Consider the following 14,824-nt stretch of genomic DNA (forward strand, 5'->3'; position numbering starts at 1 on the left):
GTCATTCTGGAATGCTTAAACTAGGGTTAAAAACCATGTTGTCAGTTGCAATGTTGCAGGTGACAACAACGTATGCTGATGGATTTCATACGATCATCGGTCCAGATGGCCGCCCGATGGTGGTTCAGCTGAAAGAAAAAAAAGCAAAACCTAAAACGGTTACGGCTGAAGTTAAAGCACAGTCTGAAACAAAAAAAGAGGTTCAGCTTAATACTGAACAAAAACAATCGGTTCAAGTCGTACAGCCAAAGACTCCAGAACCAAGGTCTCCACAAAAAACAGCGCAAGTATCAAAATTAGAAAATATTTCGTCTACGCCTAAGCCGCAGCTACAAACACCAGTAAAAAATGGGTTTGAGCAACTTGATGGTGAAGATTATGTCAGTAGTGAATTTCTTGAAGATAAAGAATTTAATTTAGAGGGACGTAAGCGTTTCTATACCATGCCTGAGGGCGTGATGGATAGTAAAGGTGGAAGTGTTCGATTACAGACCATCGAGCGTGAAAAAGGGGTAAGCCAAACCGTCTTAAACCGATTGTTTGGAGCCAAATCTCAAGAAGACACAGGGCCGATTGTATTAGCATCTAGCTATTATCGTGTATCACAAGAAGATGCGATTCAAGGTCTAGGTCAAAGTTGTTTTAAAGATAAAAAACTAAAAAAAGCCAAAGCCCTAATCCAGAATAAAGATGTTAATTTATGGCCTCGTGCACCAATCAAAGATGAGTTTGACTATGAGGTAGTTAAGATCGATTCGGTATTTAAAAATATCCGCATTCAATCTTACGCATCGAAAGAAAAAGACCCAACATTTTATTGGCCATTTGTAGTTTTCTTAGATGAAAATGCATGTGTATTAGAAGGCGCAGGTGGATATAAGAATCAACAATCGGAAGCTAATCTGATTGAATTTAAAAATATTGAGGGTGTGATTCAGGTACCGAAGAACAGTCATTATATTTTAATGACACCTCTGGCATCGGCAATTGATGTTGACCAATATGGACTGAGCAATCAGGGTCAAATCAAATTGAGTGTCATTCGTTAGGGATAATTTAAGAGACATCATAATATGAACAATAAAAAGTTATTTATAGCTTCAACTTTAACCGCGATGCTATTTGCCCTAAACGGATGTGGGGGTGAAAGTGCCAATGTATTGCCAGAAAAAAATGACAGTAGCACGGAGAGTGGTTCTTGTACTGCAGGTGCAACAGGTTGTATCGAATTTGCGCTGGATTATCCGATTGATGGACTCAATTTTTATTGTGGCACAGACACAGAAAATGATTATATTACCGTATTTGATTTAAATAATGGTTATGCCAAAGGTGCATGTAAAGCAGGCGAAAATATTACCTTTTACTTAAACGGTGCAGAAAAGCATAAAATTGAGTTAGGTCGTTTTTCTTTAGACAAAATCGGCAATGTTTCAACAGAATCTCAAGTACCACGTTTAAGTATTATGGATATCGCTGAAGGTATTCGCTCAACAGGAAGCAATTCAGCAGTGACTATCTCTACACAAGAGATTGCAATTCGTTTAATTCAAATTATTCAAACTATTGGTCTAAATGTTAATCCGCCACAATCTAGTCCGTCTTTAAATTCTGCGACAGATCTACAACCGATTGTGATTAATGATTCAGTACGTACCAATTTAGATAAAATTTTAAAGAATATTAGTGTTGATCAGTTTAAAAATACAACGGACAGTGAGTTTCAAACTTTATTGGCTGAATGGATTGATATATCCCAAGTTGAGCGCGATGATGCAATTAAAGTATTGGATAAACTTTCTATTATTACTAATGCAGCAGTTTACCAACCCGAATTTTCATTGTTTTCAACAAGTGACTTATTAAATAGTTATTTGAGTGGTTCAGAAGGTTTTGTAGGGTGTGAAATTGGTAAAGAATGTAAATCTTCAAATACCAATGTAGAGCATGTGTTCGGACATTTTATGTTGATGACAGATCGTCAGGGACGCACCTTTGGTAGTGGTTTACAGTGGAGAGGAACACCTCAAAATAGCTCAGATCCGACAAAAGGCTTTGAAACGCTGGGTGGTTTAAATGCTCAGCTGATTCGTCAAGTTGCACCGATTCAGATGACTGCACCTGCACAAAAAACATGGATTAGCCCATCCACAAAAAGCATTCCTGCAACACCTGGTTTTATTTTTAAAACTGATGAAACTGAACAGCAAACATTGACCATTAATCAAGGTCGTTTATATAACGATTATATGATTGCAGGAACTGAACGTTTCTATAAGTTACTGACCAATAAAAAATCCGATTACACGCTAACAGATACTGAGAAAAAAGAACTTGGCTTATGGAAACAAAGTAAAACACAAGTTCAAGGTGGAACATCACAACTGATGGATACCTTTGCGGGGAGCTTGGATCTCTATAAAATTTTCCCAATCAGCTATTTGGATAGCCGCATTTTTAAATCGCAAGAGACGGTTAAAACTGGGGAAAATTATCTATTCCCACTTTATGGACAGCTTGATTTTACCTTTACAGATAGTCAAGTACTTGCTGAAAGTATTCCGGTTGTGATTGATGAAAATGGAGATATTCGCACCAACTATAAGCCTGCATCTGCAGCATCAGAGTGTGATGTAGATTTTAATCCTGAAACCTTAGTTTCGACTTATGGCAGTCAAACAGTCGAACAGTTCCCAATAGGTACAGTATCACGTGCATTTGTCGGTGGCTCAACCCCGCAAACTACAGATAACTCGATCTCATTACGTATGATTTTAGGGAACAAAAAATTTGGTAATTTGGATGGTGCACTTATTGGTATGAATACGACCATTCAGGCATCTACTTCAACGACAGATGCTATTGTGGTCGGTGGTGCATTGCTCAAGTTAGATACTTTACTGAGAGCTGCCGCTAATTCAACGCCAAGTTCTGATGCTGTACCACTTATTGATTCAGCAGGAAAAACAGTACGTTGGGCAAATAGTTTTGCCAGCTTTAACAAGGTATATAGTACTCAAAAACCTGATGATACGAATGCAAAAGACATTGCGAAACGTGCGGGTGGGGAAGTGAAATTCAAATTAGCTTCTTGCTATCGCATTAAGCAAAAGTAAATACGAAATAAAAAAAGCCCATATTGAAATGGGCTTTTTTTATTGGGGTTTAATTAACCCGTATGATCTAAACGCGACCCCAATGTTTCTAAGTGCATTGGGAATTGATTCTTTTTTCGGTCTTCAAAGTAATGTCTGAGGGTGCGTTCAACACTTGGAAACGCAAGTTCAGACCAAGGGATATCCGCTTCATCAAAGAGGCGGCTTTCAATGGTTTCTTCACCTGCTCCAAATTTACCTTCAACCAAATCGGCTTTAAACAGTACGTAAATTTGACCTATGCGTGGAATATTGTACATGCAATACAGTTGCTCAATTTCGACTTCGGCTTCAGCTTCTTCACGTGTTTCACGTGCAGCGCCTTGCTCCATCGTTTCAAACAATTCCATATAACCAGCAGGTAAAGTCCACAGACCATAACGAGGTTCAATGGCACGTCTGCACAGTAACACTTTGTTTTCCCAAAGCACTAAAGCACCGCAAATGACTTTTGGATTGATATAATGAATATAACCACAACTTTCGCACACACGACGAATTTTCTGATCTCCCAAAGGGATTTTCTCTGTTGTTTTATGTCCGCATGCTACACAAAAGTTCATATTCATCATCAATGATAAAAAGTAGAGTCAGGATAACTGAAAAAACACAATTTGGCATCATTTCTATCCGTCAGAATAAAAAATCAGCTATGATAAAAGACAAATATTGAGGGAAAAATATGTCTGTAGAAGAAAGTGATTTAACTTTAAAGTTGCAACAACGCTTACGCTTTTCTAGACGCACTCAACCTGCGCAGGCGGCGGTATTGATTGCGATTACAGACGAAAAAAATCCTAAAGTGTTACTGACCCGCCGTTCGGCATATTTAAATAATCACGCCGGCGAAGTGTCATTTCCAGGGGGTAAACGTGACCCTGAAGATACCAGTAATATTGTTGTGGCATTAAGAGAAGCCTTTGAAGAAACGGCTCTGAATCCTTTTGATGTCAATTTGATTGGCGATCTGCCGATGCAAAAAGCACGTAATGGCATGTTGGTGAAGCCTGTCGTTGGTCTCATTCCGCCGCAAGTTGAATTGATTCCTCAGCCATCGGAAATTGATCGCATTTTCTTTGCTTCATTACGACAGTTAATTGACACTAAACCAACGCCTTATGAAGTGCGTTTTGCACGACAGTCTTTATATTTCCCAAGTCTACGCGTAGAAAATGAAGTGGTTTGGGGCCTAACGGCAAGGATGTTGATTTCATTATTTAAATATGGACTGGATTATCAAAAAGAATGGCCATTTTTATTGAATTCACCCGCATTTAGACCGACACGATTATTTAAAAAATAAAAGGATTTATGGCTATGTTGTACAGCTATCAGGGTAAACAACCACAAGCAATGATTTCACCATGGGATGGATGGGTAGCACCAACAGCAACAGTAATCGGTCAAGTGGAACTCGGGCAAAAGGTAAGTATTTGGTTTGGTGCAGTTGTCCGTGGGGATAACAGTAAAATTAAAATTGGTCATTTTAGTAATGTGCAGGAAAACGCCGTTTTACATACCGATGCTGGGATTGAACTCACAGTTGGTGATTATGTGACAATTGGTCATCAGGCCATGTTGCATGGATGTACGATTGGCGATAATAGTTTGATCGGTATTCAGGCCGTTATTCTGAATCATGCTGTTATTGGTAAAAACTGCATCATAGGTGCCAATGCCTTAATTCCTGAAGGTAAAGTGATTCCTGATAATTCAGTTGTGATGGGATCACCTGGGAAAGTGGTTAAGACCTTAGATGAAGAAACCATACAAAAATTAAAATTAAGTGCACTGCATTATGCGAATCATTTCCAAAATTTTACCGATTTACAGCCAATAGAATTATAAAAAATTGATGTGCTCGATTATTTGAATATGGTTTTGTATCTGTTTCGGGAAAATCTCGCCTAGATTTCAGGAGTGGAGTATCATAAGCATCGTTTTTATACTTTGAATTAAGGTTGTGCATGAAAGTGCTGGCATTGGAAACTGCCAATGAGCAGTGTTCCGTCTCTGTGATCGATGACACTCAAGAATTGTTCTTTCAATTAGATACGCGAGCGAAGGCACAGACGCAAACCATTCTCCCGATGATTGAACAAGGCTTGCAACAATTAAAGATTGCGCCAAGTGATTTTAATGCGATTGCATTTAGCCGTGGACCCGGTTCATTTAGTGGCGTGCGTATTAATGCCGCAGTGACGCAAGCATTGGCTTGGGCGAATGATTTACCTGTGATTCCAGTTTCAACATTACAAGCTTTAGCGCAAGCCGCTTATCGTATGCATGGCTTGACTGAGGTCACTGCTGTTCTTGATGCTCGTATGAACGAAGTATATATCGCAAGTTTCCAATTGGATGCTCAAGGTATCATGCAAGCAGTAGATGACGAGCAGCTATTAAGTTATGAAGCAGCAGTTAAAGTGATTCGTTTTACTGTGATTGGTTCAGGTGCAGATTTAGTTCAATCGGAAGCAAGTGAATATAAAGCGGTTACTGCAAATGCGCAGGATATTGCAACGATTGCTCGCATTGCAGCGCAAAATGAAAATTGGGTCAGTGCAGAACAGGCACTTCCCGTTTATCTACGTGATAACGCGTGGAAAAAAATACCAGATCAAGGCAAAGCATAATTAACTAGGATAACGCATGGATCTTTTACTGCTCCTTAAAGCAGCTATCATGGGTATTGTTGAGGGTATTACTGAGTTTTTACCTATTTCCAGTACAGGTCATTTGATCTTGGCTTCAGAGCTGATGAATTTCTGGACCAAAGAAAAAAGTGATGTATTTGTGATTGCCATTCAAATGGGCGCAATTGCAGCAGTCATTTACGAATACTGGGCACGTCTTTGGGGAGCAGCAACAGGGATTATTAGTGGTGAGCCACAAGGACGTCGATTAGGACTAGGTTTGATCTTGGCATCGATTCCTATTGTGCTGGTGGGCTTAACATTTGGTCAAACGGTTAAAGATTTACTCTTTAACAATATTGCGATTGCGATTGGTTTGATCATTGGTGGTTTGATCATTATGTGGATTGAAAAAAATCCACCGAAAGTCCGTGCGCAAGAGGTTGAAGATTTAAGTATTAAAGATGCGATTTGGATTGGTTTGATTCAAGTATTGTCTTTAATTCCGGGAACTTCACGCTCAGGTGCAACTATCATTGGCGCAATGTTCTTAGGCGTTTCTCGTAAAGCAGCCACTGAGTTCTCCTTCTTTTTAGGGATTCCTGTGATTATTGGTGCAGGTTTGCTTGATGTTTACCAAAGTTTTGATGTGTTTGATAGCACTCAGGATTGGTGGGTATTGGCAGTCGGTATTCTTGTATCTTTTATCTCCGCTTTAGTTTTAATTCGTGTTTTAGTGGCTTATGTAGCTAAACGCGATTTTATGGTTTTTGCTTGGTATCGTATTGTTTCAGGCGTATTGATTTTATTGTTTGCATTTACAGGTTGGAAGTTATGGTAAGCGATATTCGCTTATACACAGAATCTGAACACCTTGAACAAGCACAGCAATTCCAAGCTGTGCTTTTTTCTCGTGGTGTACACGTAGAGCTTTCGACTGTAGAAAAGTTGAACGCACGTTTTTTCCGTTTAAATCCAGACTTGGCACTTTGTTGTGATGCTGATGGTTTATGGCTATGTGCCAATGGCATGAAGATGCAACCGGACTGGAAAGCAGAAGTTGGGCGTTTAAAACGGGCATCATTAAAATCAGAAATGATTGCACGTGCATGTAATTTAGGTGAAAAGCCAAGTCTGATTGATGCGACAGCTGGGCTTGGTCATGACAGTTTGTTAATGGCGCATCTTGGTGCACACGTGACATTGGTCGAACGTCATCCTATTTTATTTACTTTACTTGAAGATAGTCATCGACGAGCGCAAAGTGATGCATTCCTAGCCAATGTGGTGGCGCGCATCCAACTGGTATTTTCAGATTCAGCGGACTATCTGATTCAGCAAGCTGAACAAAACCATGTCGTGGATGTGGTCTATCTTGATCCCATGTTCCCGCAGCGTGATCAAAACCAACAAGCGGTGAAGAAGCAGGCTCAGGTGAAAAAACAAATGCAGCTGTTGCATATGTTATTACCTGAAGATGGTGAAATGGATTTGGGGGATAATTTACTTGAGCTTGCACAAAAAATTGGCAAGCGTGTGGTGGTTAAACGCCCTCGATTAGCTGTTTTTTTAGCGGATAAACAGCCAAATCACCAATGGCAAGGGGATGCTTGTCGCTTTGATGCGTATTTTCAGCATGATCTTGTAGCTTAATATGATAATTGCTTCAAAAGTAATCAAGGATTTGTTATATAGTACAAAATAACATTGATTAATCCTTTATCAGGCATAAACTTATTGAGCGAATTAGCGAGCCACCTCACCTCCACGAAATCCTATGATCGACTTTAAACCTTCCATTAATTTTTGGCATGACTTTAAGAGCAATCAAACTGCCGGAATATGGTTGTTTTTGGGTTCTCGACGATCACTACAATTGGTTCGTCCCTCCATTATGCAATTGGTCTTTTGGGGGATTTTGGGTGGTTGTGCGAACAGTTTATTTAGCTGGCTCAGTTCAGGACGTATGGGAGATTTTAACTCCCAAGGTCTGATCAGTTATGCTTTATGGCCCTTTATTGCATTGATTGTTGGGATTTTTCTTTCTCAGCGGATCAATAATCCACGTCTGATGCTGGTTCCAGCATTACTTTGGCTGGTTCTCGATACCCACATCATGCTCTTTCAATGTTTGATCCAATATTTGGGTGACATTGATTATTTGCCTTTTGTGCTTTATGACTATATTCCACGTTTATTTGTCGCACTGTTTGTGTGGCAGAGTTTGGCTGTAGTTTGGGTGTTTTCACGCGAATTAAAATGGCCGTGGTGGGAACGTGCGTTGATTATGATTGCCACGCTCTTTACATTAGTCGTGTGGCAAATTTCTGTGAAAGACCAACCGATTTGGAAAGTCGAACAACAAGCACCAAGTTTTGCTGAAGATGCATTTTATGCACAGCCTAATTTACTCAATAAGGCCTTAAATGATATTGAATTTGGTGAATTTGCACAGTCACATTGGTATTTTATGGGTGTAGCAGGTGCGAGTTATCAAGATGTCTTCCAATATGAAATTTCGCGGATTAAAGAACAGTTCGACACACGTTTTGGCACCTATGGTCGTTCAATTGCTTTAATTAATCATCCTGCGACACGTTTGGAAAATCCTATCGCGAGCCGAACCAGTATTGAACTGGCTTTACGCCGTATTGGACAGCAAATGAACCGTGAAGGGGATGTATTATTTTTATATATGACCTCGCATGGTTTACCCAATACCTTTGAAATTGAAAATGCACCTTTGGATTTGGCACAAATCGATCCAAAATGGCTCAGACAGACCTTGGATGCCTCAGGTATTCGTTGGCGTGTGATTGTGATTGGTTCGTGTTATTCAGGCAGTTTTGTTCCTGCCTTACAAGATGATAATACCTTAATTATTACGGCATCAGCGGCTGATCGACAGTCCTTTGGCTGTTCAAATGAAGCAGATTATACTTATTTTGGTCGTGCTTTCTTTGATGAAGCGATGCGGGAACAAAATACAATTAAAGCTGCATTTGACCAAGCGAAGTCAACAGTTGCGAAATGGGAATCAAACCAAGGTTTTGAACCGTCAGAACCACAATGGTCGATTGGTAAAAATATGGAATTAATGTTGCCGCAACTGGAGCAACGTTTATTTCCACCGCTAACGACAGAGACAAAAGTAGCGCAATAATTAAGAGTTTAATTGAAGGGTATATGACGATGGAATTGGTACAAAATAATAAGAGCTTTGAAGGCGAACAACGTATATATCGCTTTGATTCTAAAGTGCTTAAGACACCGACTAAATTTGGTATTTTTTTACCCTCACAAGCCTTAAATGGTCAAAGCTGTCCTGCTTTATTTTATCTTGCAGGGCTGACCTGTACTGAAGAAACATTTGCGATTAAAGCGCATGCACAGCGTCTTGCTGCCCAGCTTGGAATCATCCTTATTACGCCTGATACTTCACCACGCGGTGACGGTGTCGCAGAAGGGGGCCATTGGGATATTGGACAAGGTGCAGGTTTTTACATCAATGCAACCCAACAGCCGTGGGCAGAACATTTCCAAATGGAAAGTTTTATTGTGGATGAGTTGTATGCTGTCGTAACGCAAGAATTTCCAATTCAGGCAGATAAAATCGGGATCTTTGGACACTCTATGGGTGGACATGGTGCATTAACGCTCGCACTGAAATACCCTCAAAAATTTAAATCTGTATCTGCTTTTGCGCCGATTTGTGCGCCAAGTCAGTGTCCATGGGGTGAGAAAGCATTTTCAAACTATTTAGGTGAAGATAAAAGCACATGGCTACAACACGATGCGACGGCATTGGTACAAGCCAAAGGTGCTGTATTTAGCGATATTTTAATTGATCAAGGCGCTGCCGATCAGTTTTATAGTCAGTTGAACCCTGCATTATTCAAACAAGCCTGCGATGCAGCTGGGCAAAAACTTACGCTGCGTGAACATCAAGGTTATGACCATGGCTATTACTTTATTCAAAGTTTTATAGATGATCATCTACAGTTCCATGCGGTGCATTTACAACCTTAATCTGCAGTTCATCATATTTTAAATGAAAGATGCAGTATCTTGCTTGTGAAAGATACTGCATTGTTTTATTTTGAAATTTCATCTTATTCAATAATAAAAATTAGGCAATACATGCAAAATATTGAAGACCTGAGTTCATCTCATTCCATTGATCATCCTGTCTTTCCACCACCTTTGCCAGAGACGAGTCACCCCGTACGTTTAGGACGTATACAGAAATTCTCATTTCATGGGAATGGCTTAGAGTATTTTGGCATTTGGATTGTCAATCTGTTACTGATGATTGTCACTTTAGGTCTTTATTCACCGTGGGCTAAAGTTCGTCGTCTACGTTATTTTTATAGTAATACTGCACTTATTCAACGCCGTTTCGACTTTACCGGGGTGCCGACCAAAATTTTAAAAGGGCGTTTGATCGCGCTAGGTATTTATCTCGCTATCTCAATTTTATCTAAGCAGTCATGGGAATGGATGTTAGCGGGTGCGCTTGTCATTTGGTTGGCTGTTCCTTGGTTGGTCAGAGCGACCTTACGTTTTAATGCGCGTAATAGTAAATTTAGTAATGCGCGTTTTTTCTTTGATGGAACACATAAAGCGGCCTATGGCATTTTCTTTATGTCTATCTTCTTAATGATTATTACGCTTGGTTTGGCTTTCCCGATTGTGTTGTGGATGTATAAAAAATATACCTTTAATAATCTGCAACTGGGTCAACTTAAATTTAACTTTAAGGCAACATGGCTGAACTTCGTTGTAGCGATGTATATCCCGATTATCGTCTATATCGGTATTTTAGTCTTAGGTCTGACCATGGGGCGTTTGCCGAGTTTAGATTTAATCAGAACATCCCCTGAGATTTTAATGAGATTTGCAGGGCTAATGATGTTCTTCTATGTAGCTGCCTTGTTTGTGATTTGGCCGTGGATACAGGCGCGATTATTTATAAGTACATGGAATAACATGGTCCTTAGTCGGAGTAAATTCCAAACCAGTTGTAATTCTGCGGTTTTTGTTTGGATTATGGTGACCAATTGGCTGCTTAAAATTGTAAGCTTTGGCTTATTGACACCATGGGCAGCAGTACGTATTTATCGTTATAAAGTTGAATCACTCAGTCTTTGTTTAGTGAATGATCCAGATTTAATGCTGAATCAAATGCAGGAAGATCCGAGTGCGATTGCTGAAGAGCTCAGTGATATTTTTGATTTTGATATTTCACTTTAAGGGCCATGCAATATGTCTACACAACAGGTCAATGTCATTTTTTATGATGGAATTGTATCTAAGCCGCGCCATGCGATATTGATGCCACATGATTCAGAACAAGTTCAAATCAAATATGATGATTCAGGACAGCAGCAGGTGCGATTCTATCCGTATAAGGCGATGACATTGATCGGGGCATTGGGGCAGGTTCAGCCAGTCGTTGAACTGATTGATGATGCACGCATCGAATTTCAGACAGCTGTACCTGAGTGGTTTAATGTGGAACATGCAAATAAGCAGCATGCCATTTGGAAGCTCGAACGTTCACCTAAAATGATTCTCGTGAGCTTGGTTTTTGTTGTGTTTTTTGTATGGGGCTTAGTTCAGTGGGGTATTCCTACAGCCTCCCATCATATAGCGCATCACTTACCTGAACAGACCATGGTAAAAATTGGCAATCAAGCTGAAGATTATTTGATGGAATTTACACAGCCAAGCAAAATTGATGCAGCACGACAGGCAAAATTGATTGCTGGATATCAAGCCATGTTTAAGGGTCAGAAAACGGCGAAAGTGATTTTCCGTCAAGGTGGTCGCCAAATTGGTGCGAATGCACTTGCGATTCCCAATAACACGATTGTGGTTACGGATGAATTGGTTCAATTGGTTCATGATGATCGTGAATTGCTAGGCGTACTCGCGCATGAACAAGGCCATTTACATGAACGTCATAGCCTTGAACAAGCGATCAGCGGATTAGGAATCAGCACACTGATTATTATGATCACAGGTGATGCCAGTGATTTATTGACTAGTGTCCCAGTGTCTTTAGTTGGATTAAATTATTCGAGAAAATTTGAACTTGAAGCAGATCAATATGCATTAAAGGCCATGCATCAACAGCATATTCCTGTGCATTATTTTGCAGATTTCTTGGCGCGTTTAGAGCAAAGTCAGCAGGGTGATTCGAAGGAAGATAAAGAATCAGACATTTCAAAAAATCTAGATTTTCTCAGTACACATCCAGCGACAGAACAGCGCATACAAGCAGTAAAAGCATTTGAAGCGAAGTATTCAAACTAAAAGTGTGGAGCATTCATTGCCATTGAGCAGTGAGTGTTTGATGGCTCATTCGTTCTAAATGATCAATTACTACTTTCTGTAGCTGAATTATATTGACATCGGGTTGGAGTATTTTAATTTCGACCTGTAAATGTTCATCAAGCGGTGTCAGCCGAACTAAGGCTGTTGGCATTTGAATCTCATGATAAAGATCGGTTTTTTGGACAGGAAACTTATGTTCCCAATGTTTGACCAGCCTTTTTGTCATACGCTCAGCTTGAAACGTCGGAATTAACGCAGTGCTCATCATAATGAAAGCCTTTGAAATAATCATAATGAAAGCCTTTGAAATAATATTGATATTTTAAAAACACTCTCAAATGTTCGACCAGTTGAGTCTGTTTAATTCCTGTTATATGAATGTCAACTTAAGCAAGCGTTTCGTGTTGCTCGCCTGAAAAGGGTGGGATTTGCTATAATGCGTCAATCCTCCCTTATTTAGCCAGGTTCTTTCATGTCCAAGCCATTTTTAATTGCGCCTTCAATTTTATCTGCTGATTTTGCTCGTCTTGGTGAAGATGTAGAAAAAGTATTAGAAGCAGGTGCTGATGTTGTGCATTTTGATGTGATGGATAATCACTATGTACCTAATTTAACTTTTGGTGCAGGTGTATGTAAGGCATTAAAAAAATACGGTATCAAAGCACCGATTGATGTACATCTGATGGTTAAACCAGTTGACCGTATGATTGGTGATTTCCTTGAAGCTGGCGCAGATATTATTACTTTCCATCCTGAAGCGTCTGATCATATTGATCGTTCTTTACAGTTAATTAAATCTGGTGGTGCGCAGGCAGGTTTGGTCTTTAACCCAGCAACACCCCTACATTATTTAGATTATGTGTTAGATAAAGTAGACCAAGTATTGCTTATGAGTGTAAACCCAGGATTTGGCGGTCAAAAATTCATTCCAATGACTTTAGAGAAACTTCGTGAAGCTCGTAAAATTATTGATGCTTCAGGTCGTGACATTCGTTTAGAAGTGGATGGTGGGGTAGGTCCTGCAAATATTCGTGAAATTGCTGAAGCAGGTGCGGACATGTTTGTATCTGGTTCTGCGATTTTTGGTAAGCCAGATTATAAAGCTGTGATTGACGAAATGCGTTCTGAACTTGCCAAAGTTGGGCAAGTGACACTTTAATCGTAAAAATGTTTTATTCACGATGGATTGTGGATAACTTTATGGATAAGTGTATGGATATCTATGTGGGTAACCATATGGATATCTTGTTTAAAATGTAATCAATTGTGAGCACTTTGATTAACGCTTAGACAAATAATGTATAAAAAGAATCCCAATTGGGTTCTTTTTATCGTTTAAAAGCCTTGTGTTTGTTGATTATTTATCAAGCGATGTTGAATCTATGTGCTATATAAAAAATGAGCATTAAGTCTTGAAGTTGTGTTTCATTGTGTAAAATCTCCAATACGCTTTGAATTTATAGGATGTGTATATCTTAATAATCCTAAGGGGATAACTTTTACCAAAATCACTTTATTAGAATATATGAGCCACACAGATATGGGATTTATCTGGTAGATAAGAAACAATTAAGCACTCAAATTGAATGTTAGATGTACATTAGACCAACGAGCTGTATATGACATTCATCTTTTGGTAATGCATTGTTAAGTTGCATCACAAAACATCATCTTTTGTAAGAAGTGCGCCAAATTAACGCTTAATTTTGTACAATACGCTGACAAAATTGGAGGAACGACCTCCCTTGGTGCATCAATGCGCTTAAGGAAAAAATTCAGGACGGCCTGATTCTGAGACATTAAGGAGAAGGCATATGGCCTGGATCACATTAATTCTTGCAGGTGTTTTTGAAATTGTATGGGCATATTCTATGAAAATGTCCGAGGGATTTTCAAAAATCACCCCTTCCATGATTACTATTGTTTTTATGATTTTAAGTTTTGGTTTACTTGCGTACGCCATGCGCAGTTTGCCACTTGGGACGGCTTATACCATTTGGACGGGTATTGGTGCGGTCGGTTCATTTTTAGTGGGAATATTTGTACTTGGTGAGCCAGCCACTGCCATGCGTATGCTTGCAGCCGTACTAATTATTTCAGGTCTAGTGTTGATGAAACTTTCATCGTCATAAATAAATGCCATATATATCGTATGTTATTTTAAGAACTAGGATATATTTTTGGATGCTGCATGACTTTAGACTATATAACGATCGATTCACCTGTGGGTCAGCTTCAACTCGTTGCTGATCAACAGGCACTCATTGCAGTATTATGGGAGTGTGAAAAATTAAACCGTGTACGATTAGGTCAACTTGCTGAAAATAAAAATAATATTATTCTTCAAAATACAGCATTACAGCTACAAGAATATTTTAACGGTCAGCGTCAAATATTCGATATCCCACTAAAATTTATGGGAACTCCGTTTCAAAAACTTGTTTGGACAGCGTTATTGGATATCCCTTATGGTGAAACAAGAACTTATAAAGATATCGCGATTAAAATTGGAAATATAAATGCGGTTCGAGCTGTAGGTGCAGCCAATGGACGTAATCCGATTTCCATCATTGCACCATGTCATCGCGTGATTGGTCAAAATGGAAAGCTTGTCGGTTTTGCAGGTGGTCTAAGTAATAAAGAAATACTATTAAAAATTGAACAAAATCATTAAGATCATTCTTTATTTATAAAATT

Annotated in this window: 16 protein-coding genes; 14 read left to right on the forward strand and 2 right to left on the reverse strand. The window is 39.3% G+C overall.

Annotated elements, in window-relative coordinates; translation table 11 throughout:
* Window positions 1–35: 35 nt before the first annotated feature.
* Together filE and filF are read left to right on the forward strand one after the other, a co-directional pair.
* Window positions 36–1,049 (forward strand): putative pilus assembly protein FilE, encoded by a 1,014-nt coding sequence (filE, locus tag A3K93_RS02305; RefSeq protein WP_227509874.1) that lies wholly within the window; start codon window positions 36–38, stop codon window positions 1,047–1,049.
* A gap of 24 nt (window positions 1,050–1,073) precedes the next feature.
* Window positions 1,074–3,116: a putative pilus system protein FilF gene (gene filF / locus A3K93_RS02310; RefSeq protein ID WP_067728562.1), complete on the forward strand. Its 2,043-nt coding sequence runs from the start codon at window positions 1,074–1,076 to the stop codon at window positions 3,114–3,116.
* A 53-nt stretch (window positions 3,117–3,169) separates the two neighbouring features.
* Here filF and A3K93_RS02315 read toward each other — a convergent pair whose 3' ends face one another.
* Complete coding sequence (locus A3K93_RS02315) at window positions 3,170–3,718, reverse strand: NUDIX hydrolase (RefSeq protein ID WP_101494810.1); 549 nt, start codon at window positions 3,716–3,718, stop codon at window positions 3,170–3,172.
* Window positions 3,719–3,837: 119 nt separating this feature from the next.
* On the opposite strand from A3K93_RS02315, the gene A3K93_RS02320 reads away from it, so the two are divergent.
* The 9 genes from A3K93_RS02320 to A3K93_RS02360 all read left to right on the forward strand — a co-directional run bounded on the left by A3K93_RS02320 (window position 3,838) and on the right by A3K93_RS02360 (window position 12,106).
* Window positions 3,838–4,458, forward strand: a complete 621-nt coding sequence (locus A3K93_RS02320; RefSeq protein WP_067728566.1) for an NUDIX hydrolase — start codon at window positions 3,838–3,840, stop codon at window positions 4,456–4,458.
* A 17-nt stretch (window positions 4,459–4,475) separates the two neighbouring features.
* Window positions 4,476–5,003, forward strand: coding sequence for a gamma carbonic anhydrase family protein (locus A3K93_RS02325; protein ID WP_171255080.1), 528 nt, complete (start codon window positions 4,476–4,478; stop codon window positions 5,001–5,003).
* Between the two features lie 119 nt (window positions 5,004–5,122).
* A complete protein-coding gene (tsaB, locus tag A3K93_RS02330; protein WP_067728570.1) occupies window positions 5,123–5,788 on the forward strand; it encodes a tRNA (adenosine(37)-N6)-threonylcarbamoyltransferase complex dimerization subunit type 1 TsaB in 666 nt (221 codons plus the stop codon).
* 16 nt (window positions 5,789–5,804) lie between these two features.
* Complete coding sequence (locus A3K93_RS02335; protein WP_067728572.1) at window positions 5,805–6,629, forward strand: undecaprenyl-diphosphate phosphatase; 825 nt, start codon at window positions 5,805–5,807, stop codon at window positions 6,627–6,629.
* The gene (locus tag A3K93_RS02340; RefSeq protein WP_067728574.1) at window positions 6,623–7,441 is read left to right on the forward strand and encodes a class I SAM-dependent methyltransferase; all 819 of its coding nucleotides are present in this window, start codon (window positions 6,623–6,625) and stop codon (window positions 7,439–7,441) included. The genes A3K93_RS02335 and A3K93_RS02340 overlap by 7 nt, the downstream gene beginning before the upstream one ends.
* A gap of 124 nt (window positions 7,442–7,565) precedes the next feature.
* Window positions 7,566–8,951, forward strand: a complete 1,386-nt coding sequence (locus tag A3K93_RS02345; protein WP_067728576.1) for a C13 family peptidase — start codon at window positions 7,566–7,568, stop codon at window positions 8,949–8,951.
* 29 nt (window positions 8,952–8,980) lie between these two features.
* Window positions 8,981–9,817, forward strand: coding sequence for an S-formylglutathione hydrolase (fghA, locus tag A3K93_RS02350; RefSeq protein ID WP_067728578.1), 837 nt, complete (start codon window positions 8,981–8,983; stop codon window positions 9,815–9,817).
* 111 nt (window positions 9,818–9,928) lie between these two features.
* On the forward strand, window positions 9,929–11,041 hold the full coding sequence (locus tag A3K93_RS02355; protein WP_067728580.1) for a YjgN family protein: 1,113 nt from the start codon (window positions 9,929–9,931) through the stop codon (window positions 11,039–11,041).
* A 12-nt stretch (window positions 11,042–11,053) separates the two neighbouring features.
* A complete protein-coding gene (locus A3K93_RS02360) occupies window positions 11,054–12,106 on the forward strand; it encodes a M48 family metallopeptidase (protein WP_067728582.1) in 1,053 nt (350 codons plus the stop codon).
* A 13-nt stretch (window positions 12,107–12,119) separates the two neighbouring features.
* Here A3K93_RS02360 and A3K93_RS02365 read toward each other — a convergent pair whose 3' ends face one another.
* Window positions 12,120–12,395, reverse strand: coding sequence for a DUF2218 domain-containing protein (locus A3K93_RS02365; protein ID WP_067731646.1), 276 nt, complete (start codon window positions 12,393–12,395; stop codon window positions 12,120–12,122).
* A 204-nt stretch (window positions 12,396–12,599) separates the two neighbouring features.
* Here A3K93_RS02365 and rpe point away from each other — a divergent pair, with 204 nt between their 5' ends.
* The 3 genes from rpe (at window position 12,600) to A3K93_RS02380 (ending at window position 14,801) form a co-directional block, all read left to right on the forward strand.
* Window positions 12,600–13,286, forward strand: a complete 687-nt coding sequence (gene rpe / locus A3K93_RS02370; protein WP_067728584.1) for a ribulose-phosphate 3-epimerase — start codon at window positions 12,600–12,602, stop codon at window positions 13,284–13,286.
* A gap of 655 nt (window positions 13,287–13,941) precedes the next feature.
* Window positions 13,942–14,259, forward strand: a complete 318-nt coding sequence (gene sugE / locus A3K93_RS02375; protein ID WP_067728586.1) for a quaternary ammonium compound efflux SMR transporter SugE — start codon at window positions 13,942–13,944, stop codon at window positions 14,257–14,259.
* Between the two features lie 59 nt (window positions 14,260–14,318).
* Window positions 14,319–14,801 carry a methylated-DNA--[protein]-cysteine S-methyltransferase gene (locus A3K93_RS02380; protein ID WP_067728588.1) on the forward strand — a complete coding sequence of 161 codons (483 nt, stop codon included), beginning with the start codon at window positions 14,319–14,321 and terminating at the stop codon, window positions 14,799–14,801.
* Window positions 14,802–14,824 lie beyond the last annotated feature (23 nt).

The organism is Acinetobacter sp. NCu2D-2, from assembly GCF_001647675.1.
In the GTDB taxonomy this organism is placed as follows: domain Bacteria; phylum Pseudomonadota; class Gammaproteobacteria; order Pseudomonadales; family Moraxellaceae; genus Acinetobacter.